This is a genomic window from Nocardiopsis deserti, assembly GCF_008638355.1.
GTDB lineage: Bacteria > Actinomycetota > Actinomycetes > Streptosporangiales > Streptosporangiaceae > Nocardiopsis > Nocardiopsis alborubida.
This window is the reverse complement of record NZ_ML703347.1, coordinates 459,836-484,894: the sequence shown is the minus strand read 5'-3', so window position 1 is coordinate 484,894 and position 25,059 is coordinate 459,836. Positions and strand designations below refer to the sequence as shown.

At 73.0% G+C, this 25,059-nt stretch carries 23 protein-coding genes and 1 tRNA gene; 10 read left to right on the top strand and 14 right to left on the bottom strand.

Annotated features, from left to right (window positions below; translation table 11 throughout):
• Positions 1 to 18: 18 nt before the first annotated feature.
• The 9 genes from FYW99_RS02195 to FYW99_RS02155 form a co-directional block, all read right to left on the bottom strand.
• A complete protein-coding gene (locus tag FYW99_RS02195; protein ID WP_150249507.1) occupies positions 19 to 4,776 on the bottom strand; it encodes a TIGR02680 family protein in 4,758 nt (1,585 codons plus the stop codon).
• Positions 4,718 to 6,112, bottom strand: coding sequence for a TIGR02678 family protein (locus FYW99_RS02190; RefSeq protein WP_150249503.1), 1,395 nt, complete (start codon positions 6,110 to 6,112; stop codon positions 4,718 to 4,720). Before FYW99_RS02190 ends, FYW99_RS02195 begins: the two co-directional genes overlap by 59 nt.
• On the bottom strand, positions 6,112 to 7,899 hold the full coding sequence (locus FYW99_RS02185; RefSeq protein WP_150249501.1) for a DUF2397 family protein: 1,788 nt from the start codon (positions 7,897 to 7,899) through the stop codon (positions 6,112 to 6,114). Before FYW99_RS02185 ends, FYW99_RS02190 begins: the two co-directional genes overlap by 1 nt.
• A gap of 191 nt (positions 7,900 to 8,090) precedes the next feature.
• A complete protein-coding gene (locus tag FYW99_RS02180; RefSeq protein ID WP_150249497.1) occupies positions 8,091 to 8,645 on the bottom strand; it encodes a hypothetical protein in 555 nt (184 codons plus the stop codon).
• Between the two features lie 135 nt (positions 8,646 to 8,780).
• Positions 8,781 to 9,107, bottom strand: a complete 327-nt coding sequence (locus FYW99_RS02175) for a hypothetical protein (RefSeq protein ID WP_150249495.1) — start codon at positions 9,105 to 9,107, stop codon at positions 8,781 to 8,783.
• Positions 9,108 to 9,117: 10 nt separating this feature from the next.
• A complete protein-coding gene (locus tag FYW99_RS02170) occupies positions 9,118 to 9,381 on the bottom strand; it encodes a hypothetical protein (RefSeq protein WP_150249491.1) in 264 nt (87 codons plus the stop codon).
• An 11-nt stretch (positions 9,382 to 9,392) separates the two neighbouring features.
• Positions 9,393 to 9,644 (bottom strand): hypothetical protein, encoded by a 252-nt coding sequence (locus FYW99_RS02165; RefSeq protein ID WP_150249487.1) that lies wholly within the window; start codon positions 9,642 to 9,644, stop codon positions 9,393 to 9,395.
• A 56-nt stretch (positions 9,645 to 9,700) separates the two neighbouring features.
• A complete protein-coding gene (locus tag FYW99_RS02160) occupies positions 9,701 to 9,952 on the bottom strand; it encodes a hypothetical protein (protein WP_017567271.1) in 252 nt (83 codons plus the stop codon).
• Between the two features lie 671 nt (positions 9,953 to 10,623).
• A tRNA-Tyr gene (locus FYW99_RS02155) sits at positions 10,624 to 10,705 on the bottom strand.
• Between the two features lie 231 nt (positions 10,706 to 10,936).
• On the opposite strand from FYW99_RS02155, the gene FYW99_RS02150 reads away from it, so the two are divergent.
• A complete protein-coding gene (locus FYW99_RS02150; RefSeq protein ID WP_061079572.1) occupies positions 10,937 to 11,434 on the top strand; it encodes a YajQ family cyclic di-GMP-binding protein in 498 nt (165 codons plus the stop codon).
• A 237-nt stretch (positions 11,435 to 11,671) separates the two neighbouring features.
• Here FYW99_RS02150 and FYW99_RS02145 read toward each other — a convergent pair whose 3' ends face one another.
• Positions 11,672 to 12,535: a M48 family metalloprotease gene (locus FYW99_RS02145; RefSeq protein ID WP_150249484.1), complete on the bottom strand. Its 864-nt coding sequence runs from the start codon at positions 12,533 to 12,535 to the stop codon at positions 11,672 to 11,674.
• A 526-nt stretch (positions 12,536 to 13,061) separates the two neighbouring features.
• Here FYW99_RS02145 and FYW99_RS02140 point away from each other — a divergent pair.
• From FYW99_RS02140 to FYW99_RS02115, 6 genes are all read left to right on the top strand, one after another.
• Positions 13,062 to 14,912, top strand: a complete 1,851-nt coding sequence (locus FYW99_RS02140; protein WP_150249480.1) for a 2-oxoacid:acceptor oxidoreductase subunit alpha — start codon at positions 13,062 to 13,064, stop codon at positions 14,910 to 14,912.
• Positions 14,905 to 15,996 (top strand): 2-oxoacid:ferredoxin oxidoreductase subunit beta, encoded by a 1,092-nt coding sequence (locus tag FYW99_RS02135; protein WP_223838640.1) that lies wholly within the window; start codon positions 14,905 to 14,907, stop codon positions 15,994 to 15,996. Before FYW99_RS02140 ends, FYW99_RS02135 begins: the two co-directional genes overlap by 8 nt.
• Positions 15,997 to 16,257: 261 nt before the next feature.
• The gene (locus tag FYW99_RS02130) at positions 16,258 to 16,926 is read left to right on the top strand and encodes an SDR family oxidoreductase (protein ID WP_150249477.1); all 669 of its coding nucleotides are present in this window, start codon (positions 16,258 to 16,260) and stop codon (positions 16,924 to 16,926) included.
• A 154-nt stretch (positions 16,927 to 17,080) separates the two neighbouring features.
• On the top strand, positions 17,081 to 17,596 hold the full coding sequence (locus FYW99_RS02125; RefSeq protein ID WP_150249474.1) for a hypothetical protein: 516 nt from the start codon (positions 17,081 to 17,083) through the stop codon (positions 17,594 to 17,596).
• 329 nt (positions 17,597 to 17,925) lie between these two features.
• A complete protein-coding gene (locus FYW99_RS02120) occupies positions 17,926 to 18,138 on the top strand; it encodes a hypothetical protein (protein WP_150249471.1) in 213 nt (70 codons plus the stop codon).
• A 95-nt stretch (positions 18,139 to 18,233) separates the two neighbouring features.
• A complete protein-coding gene (locus FYW99_RS02115) occupies positions 18,234 to 18,449 on the top strand; it encodes a hypothetical protein (RefSeq protein WP_150249468.1) in 216 nt (71 codons plus the stop codon).
• Positions 18,450 to 18,553: 104 nt separating this feature from the next.
• Here FYW99_RS02115 and FYW99_RS02110 read toward each other — a convergent pair whose 3' ends face one another.
• A complete protein-coding gene (locus FYW99_RS02110) occupies positions 18,554 to 19,090 on the bottom strand; it encodes a GNAT family N-acetyltransferase (RefSeq protein ID WP_150249465.1) in 537 nt (178 codons plus the stop codon).
• Positions 19,091 to 19,272: 182 nt separating this feature from the next.
• Here FYW99_RS02110 and sigJ point away from each other — a divergent pair, with 182 nt between their 5' ends.
• On the top strand, positions 19,273 to 20,178 hold the full coding sequence (gene sigJ, locus FYW99_RS02105) for an RNA polymerase sigma factor SigJ (RefSeq protein ID WP_150249462.1): 906 nt from the start codon (positions 19,273 to 19,275) through the stop codon (positions 20,176 to 20,178).
• 4 nt (positions 20,179 to 20,182) lie between these two features.
• A complete protein-coding gene (locus tag FYW99_RS02100; RefSeq protein WP_150249459.1) occupies positions 20,183 to 21,328 on the top strand; it encodes an FAD-dependent oxidoreductase in 1,146 nt (381 codons plus the stop codon).
• A gap of 149 nt (positions 21,329 to 21,477) precedes the next feature.
• Here the strand turns inward: FYW99_RS02100 and FYW99_RS02095 are convergent, their stop codons facing one another.
• On the bottom strand, positions 21,478 to 21,846 hold the full coding sequence (locus FYW99_RS02095; protein ID WP_150249457.1) for a VOC family protein: 369 nt from the start codon (positions 21,844 to 21,846) through the stop codon (positions 21,478 to 21,480).
• Between the two features lie 163 nt (positions 21,847 to 22,009).
• Here FYW99_RS02095 and FYW99_RS02090 point away from each other — a divergent pair, with 163 nt between their 5' ends.
• Positions 22,010 to 22,627 carry a Uma2 family endonuclease gene (locus FYW99_RS02090; protein ID WP_150249454.1) on the top strand — a complete coding sequence of 206 codons (618 nt, stop codon included), beginning with the start codon at positions 22,010 to 22,012 and terminating at the stop codon, positions 22,625 to 22,627.
• On the opposite strand, the gene FYW99_RS02085 is transcribed toward FYW99_RS02090, so the two are convergent.
• Both FYW99_RS02085 and FYW99_RS02080 read right to left on the bottom strand, forming a co-directional pair.
• Positions 22,609 to 23,295 carry a response regulator gene (locus FYW99_RS02085; protein WP_150249451.1) on the bottom strand — a complete coding sequence of 229 codons (687 nt, stop codon included), beginning with the start codon at positions 23,293 to 23,295 and terminating at the stop codon, positions 22,609 to 22,611. The genes FYW99_RS02090 and FYW99_RS02085 overlap by 19 nt on opposite strands.
• Positions 23,292 to 24,962, bottom strand: a complete 1,671-nt coding sequence (locus FYW99_RS02080; RefSeq protein WP_150249448.1) for an ATP-binding protein — start codon at positions 24,960 to 24,962, stop codon at positions 23,292 to 23,294. Before FYW99_RS02080 ends, FYW99_RS02085 begins: the two co-directional genes overlap by 4 nt.
• Positions 24,963 to 25,059 lie beyond the last annotated feature (97 nt).

Sequence of the window (25,059 nt, the reverse complement as noted above, 5' to 3'; positions counted from 1 at the left end):
GCCCCCGAGGAGTAACCCCTACACCCCCACCAGGCGTCTCCTGCTCCCGTCCCACGTGAAGTGCAGGGTGGCGATCCCGGGCACGTTCGGGTCCCGCAGGCACTCGTAGATGTTCAGGCTGGGGACGCTGGCGAAGCAGCCCCACACCCGTTCCGAGGTCAGGACGAAGTCCAGGTCCAGTTCGACCAGCAGACCCAGCAGGCGCCCGTGCGTGGGCTCGTCGACCTTGGCGAAGGCGTCGTCGAGCAGGATCAGCCTCGGCGCCCACGGCGCCCGGGCCGCCAGGGCGTCGAAGTGCGCGGCGGCGGCCGCGAACAGCACCAGGTAGGCCACCACGCGCTGCTCGCCCTGGCTGAGCGCCGTGCGGTGCCCCAGGCGCCGCTCGTCGCCCGCGCCGTCGGTGACGTACACGGTGAAGGTGAACCAGGACCGGTAGTCCAGGGCCGCGCGCAGCTGCGCGCCCCCCGTGGCGGTGGGGTCCAGGCGGCGGATGGCCTCGATGCAGCGCCGGAGCGCGTCGCGCAGCCGGGTCGTCTGCACACGGGTCCGCTCCCGGGCCGGGGTGGCCAGGAGCGGCACGACCGCCTCGATGTCCGCGCCCGCGTCGGGGGCCAGCCGCCAGTCCAGGCGCACGCCCAGTCCGGCCGAGGTGGTGACGTCCTTGAGGACGTCGTTCATGGTGGCGATGAGGGCCCTGGCCTCCTCCACCTGGCGCGCCAGGTGGCCGGCCAGCTCTCCCAGCAGGTGCCGCTCGAAGGCCTCCTCCTCCGCGATCGCGACGCTCTCCTCGGCCCCGGCGACCGCGGCGGCGATGTGCTCGGCGTAGGCGGTGACGTCGTGCGCGCCGTCCTCGTCGTGGACCGTGAGGCGCTTGACGCCCCGCGGTTCGCTCATCTCGGTGCGTACCTGCGTCCAGCCCGCCGAGGCGAGCACCCGGTCCAGGTCCTCGCGGCTGGCCAGGACCATGCTGTCGTCGACCCGCGGCACGTCCGTCGCGTCGTCGCCCTCAGGGGCGATCAGGCCCTCCTCCATCCGGACGACGAAGGCCTCCAGCAGGGCGAGGCGGGCGTCGGGCCCGGGGGGCGCGGTCTCGGCGCGGGCGGCCAGGTAGGCGGCCAGGGGCGCGCCGTCCTCGGCGCACGCGCCCAGTCCTGCGGCGCGCAGCAGCACGGCGTCGGGGGCCTCGGCCCCGGACTCGTCGGTTCCGGTGACCGCGGAGACCAGCCCGTCCCCGGCCGCGAGCGCGCGGCTCACCAGCTCGGCGCGCTCGCGCGTGGCCGCGGCCAGGCGCGCCTCGGCGCTGACCCGCTCGTCCCGGGCGCGCTGGGCGTCGCGTTCGAGCTCGGGCAGCCGTTGGGCGGCCTCCTCGGCCCTGGCCCCGACCTGCTCGCGGGCGGCGTCGAGCTGTTCGTCGGCCACCCCCCGCGCCCGGTCGCCGAGCTCGATCTGGCGGCGGACGGTGATCATGTCGTCGATCGCCGCGGCGCGGGCGTCCTCGGCCAGCGCCCGGTCGGCCCGGACGGCCCGCCAGGCGGCGACGTGGTGCTCGTGGTCGGCGAGCTCCCAGGCCAGGACGTCCAGGTCGCGCAGAGCGGAGGCGATGAGGACGCGCAGGTGGTCCAGGGCGCGCAGGGCGCTGTCCAGGTCGGCGCGCGCGGTGGGCAGGTCCTTCTCCCCCTCGGCGGGCCCGCCCTCCTCGGTGCCCTCCACCACGGAGGAGCGGCGCAGCCTCTCGCGGACGTCGAGCAGTTCGGCCCGGCAGTCCTCGGCCGTGTCGCGGGCCACGTCGTGGGCGCGGCGCGCGGCGGCCACGTCGTCCCGGGCGGCCTCCAGGGCGGCCCAGGCGCGGATCAGGGGGGCGGCGTCGGGCAGGTCGCGGGAGACCTCCAGGAGTTCGGCGTAGGAGTGCTCGACGGCCCAGCGGCGCTCGCCCGCCTCGGCGAGCAGGGCCTCGGCGATCGCCATGCGCCTGTCGGTGTTGGCGGTGGTGCGGTCGCGGGCCCGTTTGCGTGCGGCCTCGCCGATGTACTCGGGTTCGCTCTTGTAGTGGGCGCCGGAGGCCACGCCCAGGCGCCAGCCGCCGGAGAGGGACATGGCGCTGGAGAGGGCGACGGAGCCGGGGCTGTCCTTGCGGTGCCGGGGCTCGGCCTCGGAGTCCTCGGGGTCGCGGGCCCGTTCCGCCTCGGAGTCCAGGGCGATGGAGGAGAGCAGGGCGCGCAGGGTCTCGGGGGCGACGCCGCGGCCGGTGGTGGGCCCCGCGGCCGGGACGAGCACGTCGAACAGCGTCCGGCCTCGGACGGGGCGCGACAGCGCGGGGACCGGTACCGGGGAGACCATGAGGTCGCGCGTGGTCGGGTCGTGCAGGGAGCCGTCGGCGCGGACCCAGCCCGCCAGCAGTCCGCTGGCCTCCAGGGCGGCCTCCAGCCCGGCCTGCTCGCGCGTGCTGAGCCCGTCCGCGAAGTCGACGGCCAGGTAGAGCGGGACGCCGTCCCCGTCGGGGCGCGGGTAGGTGGCCCATCCGGGGCGCTCGGGTGCGTGCTCGGCGTTCTTGGTGCGCCGGTCCGCCAGTTCCGCGAGTTCGCCGGAGAGCTGGCCCTCCTCCCCGACGGCCACGTCGCGGCGGGCGCGCAGCTCCTCCAGGAGGGGGTCCACGGCGGCGTGCGCCAGGCGGGCCACCCTGCCGGGGACCGCGGGGTCCAGGACTCGCAGCGCGTCGTCGATGGGCAGTTCGACGCTGCCCTCCAGCTCGTGGATGGCCCCGCCCAGGGCGTGCGCGTGGCTGGAGTCGCGCAGCCGGGCGGACCAGTCCCGGACGCCCTCGGCGTAGGCCGCGCTCTGGCGCCGTACGAGGCCGATGGCGTCCTGCTCGCGCTGGTGTGCGCGTTCGAGTACGGCGTCGGCGGACTCGGCCTCGCTGGTCAGCGCGACGAGGCGGCGGTCGGCGGCGGCCTCGACGGCGGTGAGTCCGGTCAGGCGGGCGGCCAGGTCGGCGCGGTCGGCTGCGCGGTCGGCGGCTCCGGTGAGGCGGTCGTGGAGGCGGCCCAGGCGCTCGCGCAGGCCGTCCAGGTCCACGCCCTCGACGGGTTCGCGTTCGACGGCCTGTTCCAGCCCCCGCAGGTCGACCCGGGTGGTGCTCTCGCGGGGCGCGTGGACGGTGGCGACCGGGTCGGGGACGGTACCGAGGACGCCGGGGTCGATCCCCGCCGCGGAGGCGGCGCGCGCGGCCTCGGCGTGGGTCTGGCGCAGGACGTCGAGCGCGCGCTCGATCGTGGCGGTGTCCTCGCCGATCCGCTCGACGGTGTGGCGTTCGACCCGTTCGGCGTGCTCGGCGGCGACCCAGGCGGCCTCGGCCGCGCGGATGTAGGCGCCCACGGCGGCGTCGTAGGCGCGGCGCTCGCCGTCCGTGGCCGTGGCGGCGCCGCCCTGGGCGGCGGCGAGGGTCGTGTCGTCGGACCGGGCGGTGTCGCGGGTGCGGCGGGCCTGGTCGCGCTCCTCGGAGATCTGGCTCTCCGCCGTGATGAGGCTGTCCAGTTCGTCGCGCAGCCGCGCGGTCTCCTCGGTCCGGTCCGCGGCGGCGTCGATCTGCTCGCGCACCTCGGCGGCCCGGGCGCGCAGGGTGTGGACGAGGTAGCCCCGGTAGTCCTCCAGGAACGCGGTGACTCCCGCCCCGGCCTCGGTGAGGGCGTCCTTGTCGGAGCGGGCCCGCTCCAGGTCGGCGATGTTGCGGGCGACCTCGTCCAGGATGGTCTCGTCCATGGGCGGCAGCGCCTCGGACAGGACGCCGACGAGCTCCCCGGCCTCCAGGCGGTCGCCGATGGTGGGGCGGCGCAGCCGGTAGAGCAGGTGGACGAGGTTGCGGTAGCGGACGGAGTCGTCGATGCCGAACAGGTCGTGCATCACGCGGGCCCGGTAGGGGACGGGGCTGGTGAAGCAGTTGTCGGCGCCGATTTCCGAGCGGAGGCGGTCGACAGGCTTGGGACGGCCGTCGGTGACGAGTTCGAGGTCGTGGCCGACCCTGCGGTCGGTGACGAAGAACACGCAGCGCGGGTCGGAGTCGCCGACCGCCATGACGGCCGCGCCCAGGGTCAGGTGGCTGGGCGGGGCGTCGGGGTCGCGGGGCTCCGGCTCCCGCGCCGCCGCGTCGGACTCGGCGGCGGCACTGGCCGCCGCGCTGGCGGCGAGGAGGGCTGAGGCGCTGTTGGCGCCGGCCCCGGCGAGCAGCGCTGAGGCCCCCCGGCCGGTTCCGGGGCGGGCCGCGGCGTCGAGTCCGCGGTCGCCGCGCTCGGTGGTGAACTCCACCCACAGGTAGCCGAGCCGGGTGGCGGGGCCGGAGTCCTCCTCCCCCGCGGGGTCGCCGGACGCGTCGGCGCCGTGCTGGCCGTCCGCGGGACCGTCCTCCGCGTCGGGGCCGCCGAGCAGGTCGGGACCGCCCTCCTCGGCCCCGTGGAGGCGGCCCGGCCGCGTGTCCTCGGCCATGAGCCAGCGCAGGCTGGTGCGGTTGGTGCCCGTGGTGTCCAGGCGGCGCACGTCGCCGTCGAGCAGGAACGGGAGCAGCATCTCCAGCGCCTTGGACTTGCCCGCGCCGTTGCGGCCGCGCAGCAGCAGCCGCCCCTCAGCGAAGTCCAGGACGTGGTCGTCGTACTGCCAGACGTTGCGGATGCCCGCGCGTTCGAGCCGGTAGCGGGGGACGCCGTCGGAGGCGCCGGTACCGGCGGAATCAGCCGGACCCGTCGCCGCCGCCGCTTCCGGGGCCTGGCTGGTCTCCTGAGTCACCACTGGTCGCGCTCACCTTCTCGTTCGCCACCGCTTGCAGCACGGACGCCACCCGGCTCAGGTCGCCGCGGGGATCGGCGGGAGCGTCGGGTTCACCCTCGTCGTCGCCGGGGACACGCACCGGGTCGGGGTGTGTCCGGCTGTCTTCGTCATTGTCCTGGATCGGGGGGACGCGGACGTCCGTTTCGGCTCCGTAGCGGGCGGCCGCGGCGGTGAGCCGCCACCGCCCGGGGGCGCCCCGCAGCAGTCCGAGGTCGGTCAGCAGGACCAGGACCCGCTCGCGGAGCCGTCCGGGATCGGGGACCTCGGGTCCCGCGGTGCGGGCCCACTCGGCCCGCGCGGGTGCGTCGGCGCCGCAGAGGGCCTCCAGCGCGGCGTCCAGCTCCTCCTCCGGAACGGGGGATGAGGTGGCGGGGCGACCGGGGTGCAGGCGGCCGGAGAGGTGGCGGACCAGGGCCAGGGCGACCTGTCCGACGGGGTCGTCGGAGGGGAAGGCGTGGCGGGTCCCCGCCTCGTCGGGCATCACGAGGGCGACGCCCTCGGCGCGGACCTCGGTGTCGCAGCCCAGGAGGTTGCCCAGGGCCGCGGCGGCCCGCCACTGGTGCGCGGCGAGGCGGTCGCGCTGGCGGTCGGGGAGCTCCTCGCGGTAGACGACCGCGGTCTCGGCGAGGAGCCTGCGCAGGGCGGTCTCACTCTGGTGGTCGCCGTCGGGGTCGGTGTCGCGGGCGGCGGCGAGGAAGGAGTCGGGGTCGTCGGAGGCACGGGGCAGGTGGGCGGCGACCGAGCGCAGGACCTGCGTGTGCGGGATCAGCTCCGCGTCGGCGGAGGGGTCCTCCTGGTGGTCGGCGATGGTGCCGAAGTCCTCGGTGAGGGCGCCGAGCGCGACCAGGTGGAGCAGGGCGGCGCAGAAGGCGCGGCGCTCGGCCAGGCCGCGCGTGGGATCGGCGTCGACCCCGGCCTCGTGCGCGGCGGAGCGGACGCGTCCGGCCAGGCCGCGGACGGTGACGGGGCCGTGCTCCTCGACCAGGACGGCCAGGGACAGTGCCAGGTAGGTGTGCGTGCGCGGGGTGAAGGGGGCTCCGGTCCCGCGCGCGAAGGGGCGCGCGACCTCGGTGACGAGACCGCGTTTGACCAGGCGGGCGTGGTCCTCGGCGACGGTCAGGCGGTAGTCGAGCACGCGCTGGAACCGCTGGACGAGCCACTCGGTGTGGGAGCGCACGAGGGCGAGCTCGGCGGGATGGGTGCGCTCGGTGAGCAGGGGGTGCGCCAGGAGGGCGCGGGCCGCGGCCTGGCGTTCGCCGATGAGCGCGGCGTCCTCGCTGTAGGTGTCCGTCTCCATCACTCCCACGATCGCGTCTCGGGCGGATTCGCGGACAGGTCGTCCGGACCGGGGGTGTCCGGGTCCGGCCCAGGGAGGTTACCGGTGGGTTCGGTGTCCTCGGGGCGAGGCGCGGGGGCGGCGGGGGCCGGAATCCCCAGGATGTCCGCGTAGGAGGGGGCGGCGGGGGTCCCGAGGATCTCCGGGGCGGACGGGACACCGGGGTTCGCGGAGTACGGCGGGGCTGCCGGGGACTGGGGGAAGGAGGCTTCTGCCGAAGCCGCCGGGGTCTCGGAGGTGCCGGACGCGGCCGGGGACGGTGGGGTCCCCGTGCTTTCGGGTGCGGCTGGAACCCGTGGGTCGAACGGGGCCGCGGGGCCGCCGGGCGCGGCCGGGGGTTCAGGGGCACCCGTGTTCTCGGAGCGGTCCGAGGCAGTCGAGAGCCGGGGGTCGAAAAGGGGTGCCGGGGCCTCGGGATTCTTTGGGTCTGCCGGGGCGGAGGGAGCCGTCGGGACCTCTGCGTCAGCGGAGCCAGCAGAGGCGTCTGTGCTCACGGAGCGATCCGAGGCGGCAGAGTACCGGGAGACGGTGGGGCTAAGCGGGTCGTTTGAGGTCTCAGCGCTCTCAGGTGCGGACGGGACCTCGGGGTTCGCGGGGTACTGCGGGGCTGCCGGGAAGTGGGGGGAGGAGGGTTCCGTCGAAGCGGCCGGGGCCTCGGGGGTGCCGGGCGCGACCGGGGACGATGAGGTCTCCGGGCTCTCGGGGGTGCCGGGGACCCGCGGGTCGAGCGGGGCCGCGGGGCCGCCGGGCGCGGCCGAGGACGATGGAGCCCCTGAGCTCTCAGAGGCGACCGTGGTGAACGGGGTCCGGAAACCGAACGGCACGGACGGGGCTGCCGGGACACCAGGGGACGCGGGGACGGCGGAGCCGGTGGGGGCCTGCGGGTCCTCGGACGGCTTTTCGGCCTCCTCGGAGAGGTCCTCGTGGTCCTCGGCGGCAGGCGGGTCCGCTTCGGTGGCGGCGGAGCCGAGCGGGTCCGCGTCGGCACCGGCGGCGAGCGGGTCCGCGTCGGCACCGGCGGCGGAGGCGTCCTCCTCCGGAGAACCGTCGGCGAGGGGGTCCGCGTCGCCCTCCTCCGGCTCCTCGGGGAGCGGGGCGAGGTCGCCGGCGCTGTGCTGCTCGTAGGAGGTCACCAGCAGGCGCAGCCCCTCCAGGGTCAGCTCTCCGCCCTCCCCCCGGATGGTGACGTCGGCGCCCGGCGCGGCGACGACGTGCAGGCGCAGCGCGAACTCCAGGTCCCCGGCGGAGGTGGGGCGCCTGCTGGCGTCGCCGGACCCCAGGGCCGCGGTGAGGAGCTCCATCAGGACCTCCATCCCGGCGCCGGACAGGTCCAGGCGGGTGCGGCGTCCCGTGGGCTCGGTGAGCAGGGAGCGGATCTGCGCGGCACCGGCGCGGCGCCAGTGGGCGGAGGACTCGGCGGCGTCGCGCAGGCGCGCCTGCTGGGCGCGGTGGTCGCTCACCGGCTCGGGCGGGCGGGCGCCCGGGTGCTCGGTGACGGTGCTGCGGTCGGCCTCGGCCTGCCACCAGCTGGTGGTGGCGGCGACGCCCTCGTCCACCCTCCCCTCCAGGTGGAGCGCAGGGTGGAGGGCGTACGCGGCCGCAGCGAGGGCGTCGGCCCGGTCCGGGTCGGCCTCCTCGAACCAGGCGGCCAGGCGCAGCAGCGAGGCGCGGCCGTGCCGTGGCGTCGGCCGCCCGTCGGCGCCGCGTCCGTCGTCCGCGTGGTTGTCCGTCCACTGGTTGAGTCCCACAACTCAGCAGACTAGAGACCTCGCGGGCGCGCCACGCCCGTTTCGGCGCCGCCCGGTCCCGGGAAGAGGGCCGCGTCACCCGTTTTGATCAGGCGTTATGTTCTTTTGAGGAACTTTGGCATGATTCTGCGGAGGGAGGCGAAGCTCACTTCCGCCGGATGCGGCGGCGTGGACTCGGCGTCCGGTCCGGATCACCCGGCGCTCGGCAGCAGCAGGGTCCCGTTGTCGACCTCCTCCAGCGTCCCGATCATCTCCTCGGACATCTCCTCGCCGTAGTCGGTGATCGTGTACGTGGAGAAGTACATGGTGCCGTCGACGTCCACCGGGTCGCCCAGCTCGACCTCGACCTCGTAGGGGTCGTCCTGGCACCCCTCCTGCATGCACCAGGTCCCCTTGACCCCTCCCTCGCCGCGCGCGACCTCGTCCGCCCACGTGCCCCACTCCATGTCGGTGAAGGTGGTGGACTCCGTGGCGACGTACTCGGTGGGGGTCTGGTCGTCGAACCCGTTCTCGTTCCCGTAGCGGTTGAGGACGAAGGTCCCGCTGCTCTGGTTGGTGTCCTCCTCCGGAGCGGGCTGCGTCCCCTGCGGGCTGGCCTGCTCCTGCGGGCCGGCGGTCTCCCCCCGCGGGCTCTGTTCCGCCTCAGGGGCGCTGGTGCCCTCGGGCAGGTCGGGCGTGCTCACCTGCTCGCCGCAGCCGGTGACCGCCAACAGCAGCACCGCTCCCGTCAGGATCGTGCGCCTCATCTGGCATCTCCCCCCACGTCGGTTCCCTCAGTTGTCCTACCTGCGACAAGGCCCTCCGGCAGGCTGCCGGAGGGCCTCGACGAACCACTCGCGTTCCGTCACTGCGGGATCGGGGACCCCGCCACTCGAAGGTGGCTAGTACCCGTTGTCCCCGTCCTCACCCTCGCCCTTGTGACCCTCCTGGGAGCCGCTGTCGTGGCCCTCGGAGCTGTCGTGCTGGACGTTGGTGGTGGCGGGGCCGTTGATGCAGTCACCCGTCGTCTGTGGCGACAGGATGGGCACGTTGACCCCGGCCACCCCCACGGCCAGTTCGGCGTTGCAGATCTGGACCGGAACCAGCTGGAGGTTCTGGTTGAACTGCTGACCGCCGCCGTGCGAGCTGGCGAACACGGGCGAGGAGGCGAGCAGCGCGCCCAGGGCGACACCGGCGATGGCGGTGGCCGCCGTGAACTTGCGCAGCATGGGCCGTCCCCTAATCGATGTTGGTGCTGACCGGGCCGTTGACGCAGTCGCCCGTGGTCTGCGGCGACAGGACCGGCACGTTGACCCCGGCCAGGAGGCCGACCACCAGCTCGGTGTTGCAGAGCTGGACCGGAACCAGCTGGAGGTTCTGGTTGTACTGCTGGTCGCCGCCGTGCGAACCGTGCGCCTCACCCGCGGAGGCGGGCGTGGCGGCCAGGATGGCGCCCAGGGCGATCCCGGCGACGGCGGTGGCGGTGGTGAACTTGCGCAGCATGTCGGGACCCCCTAGTCGATGTTGGTGCTGACGGGGCCGTTGGTGCAGTCGCCGGTGGTCTGCGGCGACAGGACCGGGATGTTGACCGCGACCAGGCCGACGACGGCCTCCGTGTTGCACAGCGAGACCGGGATGGCCTGGAGGTTCTGGTTGTACTGCTGGTCGCCGCCGTGCGAACCGCTGGCGGAGGCCGGGGAACCGGCGAGGACGACACCGAAAGCAGCACCAGCGACGAGGCCGGCAACTCCGAGCTTACGCAGCATTGAATTACCCTTCGAGAAAGTTTGAGATAGCGTTTCTTGCGGACGGATTGCCGGAACTAGCTGATGTTGGTGCCGACGGGGCCGTTCACGCAGTCGCCGGTGGTCTGCGGCGACAGGATCGGGATGTTGACCGCAACGAGGCCGACGCTGGCCTCCAGGTTGCAGGACTGGATCGGAACCAGCTGGAGGTTCTGGTTGAACTGCTGGTCACCACCGTGCGAACCACTGGCGTGAGCCGGGGCTCCCATGAGGAGCGCGCCCATCGCGGCACCGGCGACCAGGCCAGCAGCGGCCATCTTCTTGAACATGACTTCCCCCGAGAATCGGTTACGAGGTATTGACAGAAAAAGACTCAGGCGCTTGTTGCACCTGTGTCGCGGTGGACTGGGGCAATCATCATCCGCCCCTCAGTTTTTGTCAACGCCGAAACTCGGAAAGCAATTTGTCCAGATTGTCGCGACCATTCTTTTCGCGCCGACCGCGAATGGCCGCATTGGCCTCCTTTTCGCTCGACACGCTCAAAGGGCCGACGCCGGGCCAAGACGGAGCCGGACCGGCGAAGCGGACACACCACCCGCTATCCGCACAGCCGGGACGGAACTCGCGCGCCAGCCTTCCGAGGGCAGCGACGAAACCGCAGGTCAACGCCCATGCGGGTAGGCATCCCGCGCTCAGCGCACCCACAGGGAGAGCGGAAATCCTCGTTATCCGCCCGTGTCCCGAACGCGATGGATCCGCGATCGGCCGAATCCGGAAAACAGCGCCGCCCGGGGTCCGGAACGCCTTCCGTCCTCCCGGCGGCACAGGGAATGTGACCCGCGTCTCCCCACTGTGGGGCGACACGCCCGCCCCTGGGCGGAGGCGCGCCACGGCCTGGGAGTGTTCCGTGACTGTTCCATGAGCGGTCGTGAACGACCGGGAACGCGAGAAGGCCCCGGTGTCCAGCGTCTCCGCTGGTCACCGGGGCCTTCTCCCCGTGTGGCAGGTCAAGGATTCGAACCTTGGAAGGCAAAGCCGACGGATTTACAGTCCGCTCCCATTGGCCGCTCGGGCAACCTGCCTGGGCTGCGGCGACGTGTTCGTCGCGGCGCATCACCGAGAATAGCGGATGATCCGCCCGAACCTGAAATCGGTTGTTCGGGCGCGCCCCGGACGGGCACGTCGGGCACCCGATCGGCGCGCGGCTAAGCTCTGAGGACCGTCCGCGCAGGATCCGGCGCGGACGACGAGAACCCACGCGGGCGTCCACGGACGCCCGCGACCCATGAAGACCTAGCGGGGTGTGAGCGAACGTGGCCGCCGAATCCAGTTTCGACGTCGTGTCCAAACTCGACCGTCAGGAGGTCGACAACGCGCTGAACCAGACCGCCAAGGAGCTGGCCCAGCGGTTCGACTTCAAGGGCACCGGAACCACCATCGCCTGGCAGGGCGAGGACGGGATCGAGGTCAGGGGCAACTCCGAGGAGCGGGTCAACGCCGCCCTGGACGTCTTCAAGGAGAAGCTGGTCAAGCGCAAGCTCTCCCTGAAGATCCTGGACCCCGCCGACGAGCCCAGGCTCTCGGGCAAGGAGTACCGCCTTCCCGTCGGCCTCAAGGAGGGCATCACCTCCGAGGACGCCAAGAAGATCTCCAAGCTGATCCGCGACGAGGGCCCCAAGGGCGTCAAGGCCCAGATCCAGGGCGACGAGCTGCGGGTCAGCTCCAAGAAGAAGGACGACCTCCAGAACGTCCAGAACCTCATCAAGGAGAAGGACTTCGACCTGGCGATCCAGTTCGTCAACTACCGCTAGCGGTGGCGGACCGGCAGGCGTAGCCGACGGCGAGAAACACGACGGCCGCCCTCCCCCTCGGGGACGGGCGGCCGTCGCCGTCCCGCTTCGCGGTCCTTACCTGTTGGTCTTTCCTTGCCTGCCTGTCGGCCTTTCCCGACCTGCCTGTTGGTCCGTCCTGGCAGACCGTCCCGCCTGTGCTGACTCACCGCACCGGCTCACCCCACCGGCTCAGCGCGCCGTCCCACCGGCACCGCCTCAGTGGCCCAGGTCCCAGCTGCGGCGCAGCTCCCGCAGGCGCCGGACGCGCTCCGCCGTCGGCGGGTGCGCGGCGAACAGGCGGCCCACGCCACTCGGGAACGGGTTGGTGGTCATCAGGTGCGCCGAGGCCAGCAGGCTGCGCTCCCGGGGCAGCGGGTACCGGAACGCGCCCACCTCCAGCTTGCGCAGGGCGTCGGCCAGCGCCAGCGGGTCGCCGGTCAGCCGCGCGGCCTGCTCGTCGGCCCGGAACTCGCGCCGGCGCCCCACCCCGCAGTAGACGACCATGGCCGCCAGAGGCGCCAGCAGCACCGTCATCAGGCCGCCCAGCAGGGTGGGCATGTCGCTCTCCTCGGAGTCCCCCAGCGGGACGAGGAGGGTGATGGCGGTCGTCGCCGTGATCACCGCGGTCAGGGTGGTCGCCACCGAGCTGATCAGCGTGTCGTTGGCCCGGATGTGCGCCAGCTCATGGGCGATCACGCCGCGCAGCTCGCGCTCGTTCAGCGTGCGCAGCAGCCCCGTGGTGCAGCACAGGGAGGCGCGGCGCGGGCTGCTGCCGGCGGCGAAGGCGTTGGGCGAGCGCACGGGCGACAGGTAGAGCCGGGGCATCGGCTGCCGGGCGGCCGTGGCCAGCTCGCGGACGATCCGGTACAGCTCGGGGCGCTCGATCTCGCTCACCGGCCGCGCGCGCATCGCGCGCAGCGCCAGGGACTCCCCGAAGAGGTAGACCAGGACCCCGGCGCACAGCACCAGGGCCACGGAGAACTGGGCGCCCTTCTCGGCTCCGCACAGCCAGCCGACCAGGACGACGAGCACCGCGGCACCGACGAACAGACCGGCCGCGCGGGCCACGCTGACGTGCACGCCACCACCTCCTCGTTCAGCCGACGATGAATGCGTACATGGTGGCAAACGTGCGGGTCGCCGCTCCGCGTTCCCGTTACGGGTCCAACGTCCCAGGCATCACTGATCTCCCCCTCACCTGCTGTCTCCCCCGCACCACCCGCATCTCCATCCACAGCCGCACCCCTCCGAACCCCCTCCGTGTGAGAATGGCCACCCGCCCGCGGTCTCGGCGCCCCCGACGACTTATAGTGCGAACGTGGCCCTCATCACTCCGCGTACCAGGCCGTCGGGACTCCAGCCCCTCGGTCCGGTATGCGGGCGGCCGTGTCGTTGAAGGCTGGCCCCTTCACGACCCGGCCGTCGCGGCGCGGCCGCACCGCGCGAGACCGGGTTGGCGCATCCGGCGATCGCGAGGGCCGCGAACGCTGTCCCCACGTCCCCGAGCCAGACACCCGGCCCGCGACGGCGCGGTCCGGTCGGGGGCGACACCCGAGCGCCGCCGCCCGTCACGACCGGCGGCTCACCAAGGAGGTCGTCGATCTCAGTGGCCAAACAGATCGAACAGCTCGACCGCGTCATCATCCGCTTCGCCGGGGACTCCGGCGACGGCATGCAGCTGACCGGTGACCGCTTCACGCAGGAGACCGCGTCGTTCGGCAACGACCTGTCGACCCTGCCGAACTTCCCCGCGGAGATCCGCGCTCCCGCCGGGACCCTGCCCGGGGTGTCCAGCTTCCAACTGCACTTCGCCGACCACGACATCATGACGCCGGGGGACGCCCCGGACGTACTGGTGGCGATGAACCCCGCGGCCCTCAAGGCCAATCTGGGCGACCTGCCCCGGGGCGCCACCGTGATCGTCAACACCGACGAGTTCACCAAGCGCAGCCTGGCCAAGGTCGGGTACACGGTCGACCCGCTGACGGACGGGACGCTGGACGCGTTCAAGGTGAGCGCGGTGCCGCTGACGTCCATGACGGTGGAGGCGCTGTCCGGCGCCGACATCTCCAAGAAGGACGCGCAGCGGGCCAAGAACATGTTCGCCCTGGGCCTGCTGTCGTGGATGTACAACCGGCCGACGGAGGGGACGACCTCGTTCCTGAAGTCGAAGTTCGCCGCCAAGCCCGACATCCTCGCCGCGAACCTGACCGCGTTCCAGGCGGGGTGGAACTTCGGCGAGACCACCGAGGACTTCGCGGTCTCCTACGAGATCAAGCCCGCGCGGCTCCCGGCGGGCACCTACCGCAACATCACCGGGAACCTGGCCACGGCCTACGGGCTGATCGCCGGGTCCGAGCGGTCGGGACTGCCCCTGTTCCTGGGCTCGTACCCGATCACCCCGGCGTCGGACATCCTGCACGAGCTCTCCCGGCACAAGCGGTTCGGGGTGCGCACGTTCCAGGCCGAGGACGAGATCTCGGGTGTGGGCGCCGCCCTGGGCGCGGCCTTCGGCGGCTCCCTGGGCGTGACCACCACCTCGGGCCCGGGCATGGTGCTCAAGCAGGAGACGGTGGGGCTGGCGGTGATGACCGAGCTGCCGCTGGTCATCGTGGACGTGCAGCGGGCCGGTCCGAGCACCGGCATGCCCACCAAGACCGAGCAGACCGACCTGCTCATGGCCCTGTACGGGCGCAACGGCGAGTCGCCGGTGCCCGTGGTGGCGCCCGCCTCCCCCGCGGACTGCTTCGACACCGCGCTGGAGGCTGTGCGGATCGCGGTGCGCTACCGCACGCCGGTGGTCGTGCTCTCCGACGGGTACCTGGCCAACGGTTCGGAGCCGTGGCGGCTGCCGGAGGTTTCCGAGCTGCCGCGGATCGACCCGGCGTTCGCGACCGGGCCCAACGGGCCGGGTGAGACCTTCCTGCCCTACCTGCGCGACGAGGAGACGCTGGCCCGTCCGTGGGCGGTACCGGGCACGGCGGGGTTGGAGCACCGGATCGGCGGTATCGAGAAGCACGCGCAGAGCGGCGACATCTCGTACACGCCCGCCAACCACGACCTGATGGTCCGCACACGCCAGGCCAAGATCGACGCGATCGCCCGCGACATCCCCGAACTGGCGGTGGATGACCCCGGCGGGGAGGCGGACGTGCTGGTCCTCGGCTGGGGCGGCACGTACGGGTCGATCACCGCGGCGGTGCGCCGCGTGCGCCGCGCGGGCGGCCGGGTGGCGCAGGCGCACCTGCGCCACCTCAACCCGTTCCCGGCCAACCTCGGCACGGTGCTCAACCGGTACGAGCGGGTGGTGGTCCCCGAGATCAACCTGGGCCAGCTGTCCCTGCTGCTGCGCGGCAGGTACCTGGTCGACGTCATCGGCTACAACAAGGTCCGCGGCCTGCCCTTCAAGGCCGAGGAGCTCGCGGGCGTGCTTCAGGAGGTCATCGACCGTGACTGAGAACGTGACGGGTCCCGGCGGCAACGGCCACGTCCACGGGGTGCCGGAGGTCCCGGGCGGACTGCGCCTGGTGCCCAGGACCGACACCGCGTACAGGATGAAGGACTTCAAGTCCGACCAGGAGGTGCGCTGGTGCCCGGGCTGCGGCGACTACGCGATCCTGGCCGCCTTCCAGTCCTTCCTGCCCGAGCTGGGCGTGCCGCGCGAGAACATCGTGATGGTGTCGGGCATCGGCTGCTCCTCGCGCTTCCCGTACTACCTGAGCACGTACGGCATGCACTCGATCCACGGGCGCGCCCCGGCGATCGCGACCGGGCTGGCCACCAGCCGCCCGGACCTGTCGGTGTGGGTGGTGACCGGTGACGGCGACGGACTGTCCATCGGCGGCAACCACCTCGTCCACGCGCTGCGCCGCAACGTCAACATCAACATCCTGCTGTTCAACAACCGGATCTACGGGCTGACCAAGGGCCAGTACTCCCCCACCTCCGAACCCGGGAAGATCACCAAGTCCTCGCCCGTGGGCTCGCTGGACCACCCGTTCAACCCGCTGTCGCTGGCGCTGGGCGCGGAGGCCACGTTCGTGGCCCGCACGGTCGACTCCGACCGCAAGCACCTCACGTCGGTGCTGCGGGCGGCGGCCGACCACCCCGGCGCGTCGTTCGTGGAGATCTACCAGAACTGCCCGATCTTCAACGACGACGCGTTCGAGCCGCTGAAGGACCCGGCGGCGCGGGACGCCCGGCTGCTGCGCCTGGAGCACGGCGAGCCGCTGCGGCTGGGCCCGGACCGGGGCGTGGTCGCCGGGGAGTTCGGCGGCCTGGAGGTCGTGGACGTGGACTCGGTGGGAGAGGACCGGCTGCTGCGGCACGACGCGCACCGGGAGGACCCGGGGTACGCGTTCGCGCTGTCGCGCCTGGACCAGCCCGCGTTCGAGCACGTGCCGATCGGGGTGCTGCGGGACGTGCGCCGCCCGGCCTACGACGAGCTGGTGAACGAGCAGGTCGCCGACGCGCGCGCCGAGCGCGGCGACGGCGAGCTGGCCGCCCTGCTGGCCAGCGGGGACACCTGGAGGGTGGAGTAGGGAGAGGGTGGAGTAGGGACGTGTCCGGGCCCCGTGTGCCCGGGCCCCGCCTGGTGTGGGGGCCCGGGCACACGGGGATCCGTGCGGCCGGGCCCTCCGCCGCTGGTGGGCGGGGCCGACCGTCACCGGTCCCGGACGCACGCGGCGCCGCGCCACCCGCTGCCCGTGGACCGGGCCAGGACACACGGAGAAGCGGGTTGTGACCCGGCGGACAGGGTCGCTACCCCGCTCACCGCCCCGCGAGGGCATACGCTCTCCCCCATGCGTATCGTCATCGCCGGAGGACACGGGAAGATCGCGCTGCGGCTGGCCAGGAAGCTGGCCGACCGAGGTGACGAGCCCGTCGCCCTCATCCGCAACCCCGACCACACCCAGGACGTCGTCGACGCCGGTGCCGAACCGGTCGTGATCGACCTGGAGAAGGCCACCGTCACCGAGCTGACGGAGAAGGTCATGAACGCCGACGGCGTCGTGTTCGCCGCGGGCGCGGGCCCTGGCAGCGGCACCGCCCGCAAGGGGAGCGTCGACCACAAGGCCGCCGTGCTGACCGCCGACGCGGCCTCCCTGGCGGGCGTGCGCCGCCTGGTCCAGGTGTCGGCCATCAACGTGGACGAGCCCGTGCCGGAGGGCACGGACGAGGTGTGGGCCGCGTACGTGGAGGCCAAGCGCGCGGCCGACGCCGACCTGCGCGAGCGCGACCTGGAGCTGGACTGGACGATCCTGCGCCCGGGCCGGCTGACCGACGACCCGGGCACCGGCAGGGTGGAGCTGGGCGGGGAGGTCGAGCGCGACGCGGTGACCCGGGACGACGTGGCCTCGGTGATCGTCGCCCTTCTGGACGAACCGGGGACGGTCGGCAGGGTTCTCAACCTGGTGAACGGGGAGACACCCGTCGCCGAGGCCGTCCGCGCCGCTGCCGCCTCCTCCTGAGGGGGCGCCCACGGCTTTCTGTGGCCAGATGCGCCTCCAGGGGGCATGATGGTTGCGGAGCCCGGCGGAGTCCCGCCACGGTGGACGCGGATGACCGGGTGTCAGCCCGACGAGTACGGCAAGCTCCACGCAGAGCAGATGGGTACGGTTATTCATGAGCGTCACGCAGGTCGTGAGGGACAGCACGGTCGTCGAGCACGCCAAGGTCGCCGCGCAGCAGAAGCGCCGGATGTTCGTCATCCAGCTGGAGGTGAACGCCTACGACGAGGCCTCCAGCAAGCTGCGTCCCGGGCTGACCCGCATCCTGGAGGGGATCGAGGAGGCCGGGTGGCGCCTGGACCTGATCACTCCGGGCGACGAGGGTGACAAGCCCGCCCGTCTGTTCATCTTCCGCCCGGACCCCGACAGCAGGAAGGGCGACGCCGCCAGGGCCGAGCAGCAGCACCAGCAGGAGCCCTCGGGCCAGCAGCACGCCTACCCGCACCCGCCGACGGGCGCGCAGCCGCAGGACCCGTACGCGGGTTACGGCCAGCAGCCCGGATACGGGCAGCAGTACCCGGGCTACGACCAGCAGCAGTACCCGGGGTACGGGCAGCAGCAGCCGGGGTACGGCCAGCAGCCCGGATACGGGCAGCAGTACCCGGGGTACGGGCAGCAGCAGGGCTGGTAGTCCTGCGGCGAAGCTCGTCCCACAGCGAGGCACCAGGCCCGCACGGTCAGCCGTGCGGGCCTTTTTCGTGCGTCTTTCGTGCGTCTGATGTCGGACAAATCCAGGTTCCGTTACATTCGCCGGTCATCGCCTCCGGCCCTGCTTTCGGTTGGGTAAAACCTGTCCCCGGCGAAGCGGCTATATGTCCGGCATGTCCACCCTGAAGCCGAGGAAACTCCAGGGAAACTCTGGATTCTCCCCTGAAAGTACTCCAAGCGCGCTCGCGACTACGCTAAGTTAATTCCGGCGGATGCAGCCACCCTGTTTGGAACTTCCGAAAGGTAAGAAGAATGTCCCGTATTGCCAAGGTTTCCGGATTCGTCCTCGCCACCGGCCTCGCGTTCGGTGCCTTCACCGGGACCGCCGCCGCGGACAACAACGCCGAGGTCCAGAACGTGACGATCCCGATCTGCCTCGACGTCCTCGCGGCCTCCGGCGTCAGCGGCAGCGACTGCAACGTCGTGAGCTGGGAGGACACGAGCGGCATCTCCGTCGAGGACTAGGACCGGGCCGCCCTCGCATTCGGCTCCGTCGCAGCGGGACCCGTGGGTCCTGTCAGCACCAACCATCACACCACGAACCGAAAAGGACCAACACCATGAAGCGTTTCGCCTCCGTCTCCGGCCTCATCCTCGCCACCGGCCTCGCCCTGGGCGCCATGTCCGGCACCGCCTCCGCGGACAACAACGCCGAGATCCAGAACCTCACCGTGCCGATCTGCGCCGACGTGCTGGCCTTCGACGGCTTCACCCTGGGCGGCGACTGCAACGTGGTCTCCGGCGACAGCACCTCCGGCATCTCCGTCGAGGACTAACCGGTCAACCCGACGAACCTCTTGCGTACGACCTTCTGTGGGGGTGGACGCGGGGCACGGCGCACGCCGCGCCCCGCGTTCCGTGTCCGCGCCGGGCGCGACGGTCAGGGCGCGCAGGGCCGCGGTTCGACGCCCTCCACCGGGTCGGTGGCCAGCCGGGCGTGCGCGCCCGTGTCGAAGCGCTCCGCGCCGTAGCGCAGCTTGCTCCGCTCGATCCCCTCCGGACGGAACCCGGACCGGCGCGCCACCAGGCACGACCCCGGGTTGTTCAGGCGGTGCCCCAGCTCCAGCCGGAACAGGCCCGCCTCGGCGAAGGCGTACTCGCTCACCAGCAGCGTCCCGGCCGTGGCCACGCCCCGGCCCCGGGCCTCGGCCAGGGTCCAGTAGGAGACCCAGCCGGTGTCGTGGTTCCTGCTGGTCACGGTGACCTGGACGTGTCCCAGCACCGGCCCGCCCTCCTCGACGACCGCGAAGCCGAAGGCCGTGCCCTCCTCCGCCCGGGCGCGCTGCCGGTCGATCCACGCCGCGGCCAGCTCGGGGGTGTCGGGGACCTCGGGCGACTGCCAGGCCAGCTCCGGCTCGGCGAAGGCCTCCAGCACCCGGTCGGCGTCCCCCGGCTCCCACGTGCGCAGTCGGTACACAGCGGCTGCCCTCCTCCTCGTCCGCGCTCTGACCGCGCCACGCTACTACTGTCCCCGCCTTCGGAAAGGGTGCGCCGACGGGACCCCGCCCACCGGCGGGAGCGTCCCGTCCACCGGACGGGTGGATCCGTTTCGCGGCCGGGGGATGTCACGTACGGACGGAACTGGTACGTCTGCCTGTCATGACCACCGATGTCTTCGAAGAGCGCCGCTCCCTCCTGACCGGCGTCGCCTACCGCATCCTCGGCAGCGCCTCCGACGCGGAGGACGTCGTCCAGGAGGCCTGGCTGCGCTGGTCCTCCGTCGACCCGGCCGCGGTGGACGACCCGCGCGCCTACCTGGTCACCGTCACCTCCCGCCTGGCCATCGACCGGCTGCGCAGCGCCCGGGCCCGGCGGGAGTCCTACGTGGGCGACTGGCTGCCCGAGCCGGTCAGCGACGTCCCCGGCGGGGCCGAGTACGCCGAGCTCGCGGACTCGGTCGAGTTCGCGCTGCTGGTGGTCCTGGAGACCCTCAGCCCGCTGGAGCGCGCCGTGTTCGTGCTGCGCGAGGCCTTCCAGATGCCCTACGCCGAGATCGGCGCGGTGATCGGCCGGGAGGAGGCCGCCACCCGCCAGCTCGCCCGGCGGGCGCGCGAGCACGTACGGGACAGGCGCCCCCGGTTCGAGGCCGACCGGGCCGTGCGGCGGCGGATGACCGAGCGCTTCCTGGGGGCCTGCCTGGAGGGCGACCTGGAGGGGCTCACCGGCCTGCTGGCCGACGACGTCACGCTGGTCAGCGACAGCGGGGGGCGGACCAGGGCGCCGCGCCGGACGCTGGAGGGCGCGGCCAAGGTCGGCCGGTTCCTGTCCGCGCTGTCGCAGCCGCGCAACACGGAGCGCTTCCTCCTCTCGGCGGGCCTGGGAGGCGCGGAGGAGCTGCGGCCCGTGGTCACCGAGGTCAACGGCGGTCCGGCCGCGGCCGTCTCCGTCGGGGGCAGGGTGATCGCGCTCCTGTCCCTGGACATCGCCGACGGCCGTGTGCGGCACGTGTACCTTCTGGTCAATCCCGACAAGATGTCACGTCTGCGGTTGCCCGAACCGTCCTAGGGGCATGGACATCACCGTTGTGGGCGGTGGGCTCGCCGGACTGACCGCGGCCATCGCCAGCGCCGAGAGGGGCGCGAACGTCACCCTGCTGGAAGCGCACCGGACCCTGGGCGGGCGGGCCCGCTCCACCGAACCGCCGTACACGGCCAACGAGGGGCCGCACGTGCTGTACGACGACGGTCCGATGTTCGCGTGGCTGGCCGAGCGCGACCTGCTCCCGCCGTACCTGCCCTTCCCCGCGCGCGGCGTGCCCCGGGTGCGCGTGCGCGACCGGGGACGCGTGGGGGCACCGCCGGTCTCCCTTCTCCGGGCCGCCGCGCGGCGGCGGCTGCGCGCTCCGCACGACCGGGACTTCGGCGCGTGGGCGCGGGAGGCCCTCGGGGAGGAGCCCGCGCGCGTGGCCGCGAACATGATGGGCGTGGCGCTGTTCGACTCCGACCCGTCGCGGTTGTCGGCCGCGTTCGTCTGGGAACGGTTCCTGCGGGTCACGAACCCCGGCTGGCCCTCGCCGAAGTACCTGGTCGGCGGCTGGTCCTCGCTGGTGGGGCGGCTGGCCGCGCGGGCCCGGGAGATGGGGGTGCGCGTGGGGACCGGGGAGCGGGTGGACGCGCTCCCGGGTACCCCGGCCATCGTCGCGACGTCGCTGGCCTCGGCCCGCGCGCTGCTCGGCGACGACTCGCTGGAGTGGGAGAGCGGGCACACCCTCATGGTGGACCTGGGGCTGCGGCGCGGCCGGGACCCCTTCCTCGTCTTCGACGCCGACGAGTGCGGTTTCCTGGAGCGCTACTCGCTGGTGGACCGCACGCTCGCCCCCGCGGGCGAGGAGCTGGTCCAGGCGCAGCTGCCGGTGCGGCCGGGCGAGTCCCGGGCGGGGGTCACCGAGCGGCTGGAGCGGTTCCTGGACCTGTCCCTGCCGGAGTGGCGGGAGCGGGTGACGTGGCGGCGCGACCAGGTGGCGCGCGGCCGCACGGGCGCGCTGGACCTGCCGGGCTACACGTGGCGGGACCGCCCGGCCGTCGACCGGGGCGACGGCGTCTACCTGGCGGGTGACGCGGTGGCGGCGCCCGGCCTCCTGGGCGAGGTGTCGCTCAACAGCGCGGTCGCGGCGGTGGAGGCGGCCACGGGCAGACGCGCCGTCCGCGCCGCGTAGGCGGCCGGGGGCGCCGGTCCGGTTGGGGCGGCGGAGGCCCGTGGAGGCCTCCGCCGTTCCCGTCGCCCGGATCCCGGTGGTGTGCTTGGTCAGGCGGGACGACAGGGTTCGCGGCCGCTCGCGCCGTGGCGTGCTCCAGGCCGGACCGGTCAGGCGGGTGCGTGCGCGACGGCCTCGACGTTGTTGCCGTCCGGGTCGCGGACGAACGCGCCGTAGTAGTGCTCGTGGTACTCCGGCCAGACCTTCGGCTCGTGGAGCACCTCCGCGCCCGCCTCGACGGCCGCGGAGAAGAAGGCGTCCACCGCCGCCCGGTCGGGCGCGGTGAAGGCGAAGTGCGACTCACGGGCCTCACCGGGCGCGGGCGCGGGTCCGATCCAGAAGTCGGGATCGGAGGTGCCGTAGCCGATGGTCTCGCCGAAGTCGAGGATGCGGCGCGCGCCCAGCGGGGCGAGGACGGCGTCGTAGAAGGCGGCGCTGGCCGCGGGGTCACTGACCTGGATTCCGAGGTGGTCCAACATGAGCCGAGTGTGACACGGGCCACGGACACTTCCAGGCGTAAGGGACCAGGTGCCAGGGCGGTTTTCGGACACCCTTGCGAGGCTTTCCCTGCGAAACCCGCCGGTAACCGAGCGTGCATCACCATACTGGCCCTCATGAAGCCGAGGAGGCATGATGTTGGTCATGGCTACCAGGCACCCGGAAGCACCCGAACGACGCCTGACCGTGGACGACCTGGAGAACACGCCGGACGACGGTCGGCGGTACGAGCTGGTCGACGGGCGGCTTGACGTGTCGCCAGCCCCCAAGCCCCTGCACAGCGTCGTGGACTCCCGGCTGACCATGCACCTGGCTCTCAAGGCACCGGACGAGTTCCTGGTCCTTACCGGCCCAGGGGTCAACCTCAACGGAGAGCGAACTCATCACCGTGTTCCTGATCTGGCGGTCTTCGACTGCGAGTTGCCGCCACAGGGCTACTTCGATGTTCCCCCCCTTCTCGCCGTGGAGATCGTCTCCCCGGAGAGCGTCCTACGGGACAACCACACCAAGCGCCACGAATACGCTGCGTTCGGCGTCCCCTCCTACTGGATCATCAACCCCCTCGCCGACAAGGTCGGGCTCGTCGAACTCCGTCTGGAGGACGGCTGCTACCAGGAGGTCATCCAGGTCCACGGCGAGGACGTCTTCGAGACCGCCCTCCCCTTCCCCGTGAGGCTCGTGCCGCACTGGCTGGTGGCCAACGGGCCGTGGAGGAAGCACATCGGCGGCGGGTCCGAGGAGGCTCAGGGCGTCCAGCGGTAGAGGTGTTCGGGGCGGCCCGCCGAGCCGTAGCGCATGCGCAGCTCGGCCCGGCCGACCGCGCACAGGTGCTCCAGGTAGCGGCGCGCGGTCACCCGCGACACCCCGGCGCGTTCGGCCACCTCCGAGGCCGACACGTCCCCCTCCGCGTCCCGCAGCACTCCCGCCACCAGGTCCACGGTGGTCGCGGTCAGCCCCTTGGGCAGTGACCGGCCCCCGGCCGGGCGCAGCAGCCCGAACAGCCGGTCCACCTCCTGCTGGGTGGCCTCACCGTCCGCGTCCATCCTCCGGCGCGCCACGGCGTAGCGCTCCAGCTGGTCGCGCAGCACGCTGAGCGGGAACGGCTTGAGCAGGTAGTGGACCGCCCCGCCGTGCATGGCCGAGCGCACCTGGCCGATGTCGCGCACGGCGGTGATCATCAGGAAGTCCGTCCGCTGGGGCGCGGCGCTGGTGGCGGCGGCACGCAGGGCGCGCATCACCGAGATCCCCGAGGCGTCGGGCAGGTGCAGGTCGAGCAGCACCAGGTCGGGCTGGTGCCCCCGGATCTGGGTGAGGGCGGAGGCGGCCGTGTGCGCCACCCCCGCCACGGTGAACCCGGGCAGCGACTCCACCAGCTCCTGGTGGTTGCGCGCCACCCGCACGTCGTCGTCCACGACCAGCACACGGATCATCGGGCCGCCCCCTGCGGCGCCCCCGACAGGGGCAGGCAGGCGGTGAACACCGCGCCCTCGTCGGCGTCGGGCGCCTCCATCTCCACGCTTCCCCCTCTTCCCTCGCAGACCTGCTTGACCAGTGCCAGGCCCAGCCCGCGCGTGCCGCCGTCCCGGGACGCCTTGGTGGTGAACCCGAGCCGGAAGATCTCCTCCGCCACGTCGTCGGCCACCCCGTGCCCGGAGTCGGTCACCCGGATCTCCAGCAGGTCGTGCGGCAGGTCGGTGCCCTCGGCCCGGTGCAGCCGCACCATCAGCTCCACCCATCCGTGCGGGGACGAGGCCACCGCGTCGAGCGCGTTGTCGACCAGGTTGCCGAGGACGAGCAGCGCGTCGGAGCGCACCTCCCTGTCCAGCGCGGGGGCGCTGGTGAGGGGGGACAGCCGCAGGTCGACGCCCAGCTCGGAGGCCTGCGCGGACTTGGCGATGGTCAGAGCGGCCAGCGCGGAGTCGCCGACGTGCCGGGAGATGTCCTCGCTGGTGCGACTGTGCGTCGCGGACAGGTCGGCGAGGTAGGCGCGGGCCTCGTCGTGGGCGCCGAGTTCGAGCATCCCGGCGATGGTGTGCACCCGGTTGGCGAACTCGTGGGTCTGGGCGCGCAGGCCGCGGGTGACCGTGCGCGCTCCGTCGAGCTCGCCGGTGAGCCGGTCCAGCTCGGTGCGGTCGCGGAAGGTGACGACCGCTCCGGCGTCCTGGCCGCGCACGTGGACCGGCATCCGGTTGGCGACCAGGATGCGGTGCCCCGCCAGGAGGAGGCGGTCGTCGCCGGGGTCGGCGCCGGAGACGATGTCGCGGACGCGCTCGGACAGGCCGAGTTCGTCGAGTCCGCGGCCCTCGGCGTCCTCGGGCAGGCCGAGCATCTCCCGGACGGGCGGGTTGGCCAGGACGAGGCGGCCCGAGCCGTCCACGGCGAGCACGCCCTCGCGGACCGCGTACAGCAGGGCCTCGCGGCTCTCCAGCAGAGAGGTGATGTCGGCGGGTTCGAGGCCGTGGGTCTTGGTGCGGACCTGGCGGGAGAGGGCCCACGCGCCGGCCACGCCCAGGACCAGCACCACGGCCACCGTGCCCAGTATGGCGGGGATCGCGGCCCTGGCCTCGGTGGCGGCGCTGGAGGCGAGGATGCCCAGGGAGACGTAGCCGACCACCTCGCCCCGCGCGTCGCCGCCGTTGACCGAGCCGCCGCCGGAGAACACCGGGACCTTGGCGCGCACGGTGCGCCCCCGGGTCCCCTCCTGCACACCGGTCCACTCCCGTCCCTCCGCGGCGGGTCCGGGCGGGGTGGACACGGTGCGGCCGATGAGTTCGTCGTCGGGGTGGGAGTAGCGGATCCCCTCCGGGGAGGCGATGACCACGAACTCGGTGCCGGTGGCGGAGTCGATCCGGTCGGCCAGGGGGGAGAGCCCGTCCGCCGGGTCGGCGGACTGGAGGCCCTCGACGACCTCCGGCATCACGGCCACGGAGCGGGCCAGGCTCAGGACCCGGTCGGCGTAGTGGCGGTCGGTGGCCCGGTCCATGTGGACGGCCCACAGCGCACCCACGGCGGTGAGGGCCAGTGCCAGCAGGAGCACGTAGCCGATGAACAGGGAACCGGTGAGCGACAGGCGAAAGCGCGCGGGGTACGTGATCATGTGTTCTCCAGGCGCCGTGGCGGGGGACGCGGAAGCCCCTGCCGGGCGAACCCGCAGGTGGGCGTTGCACGAACAATACGACCGAACGTGACGCGGG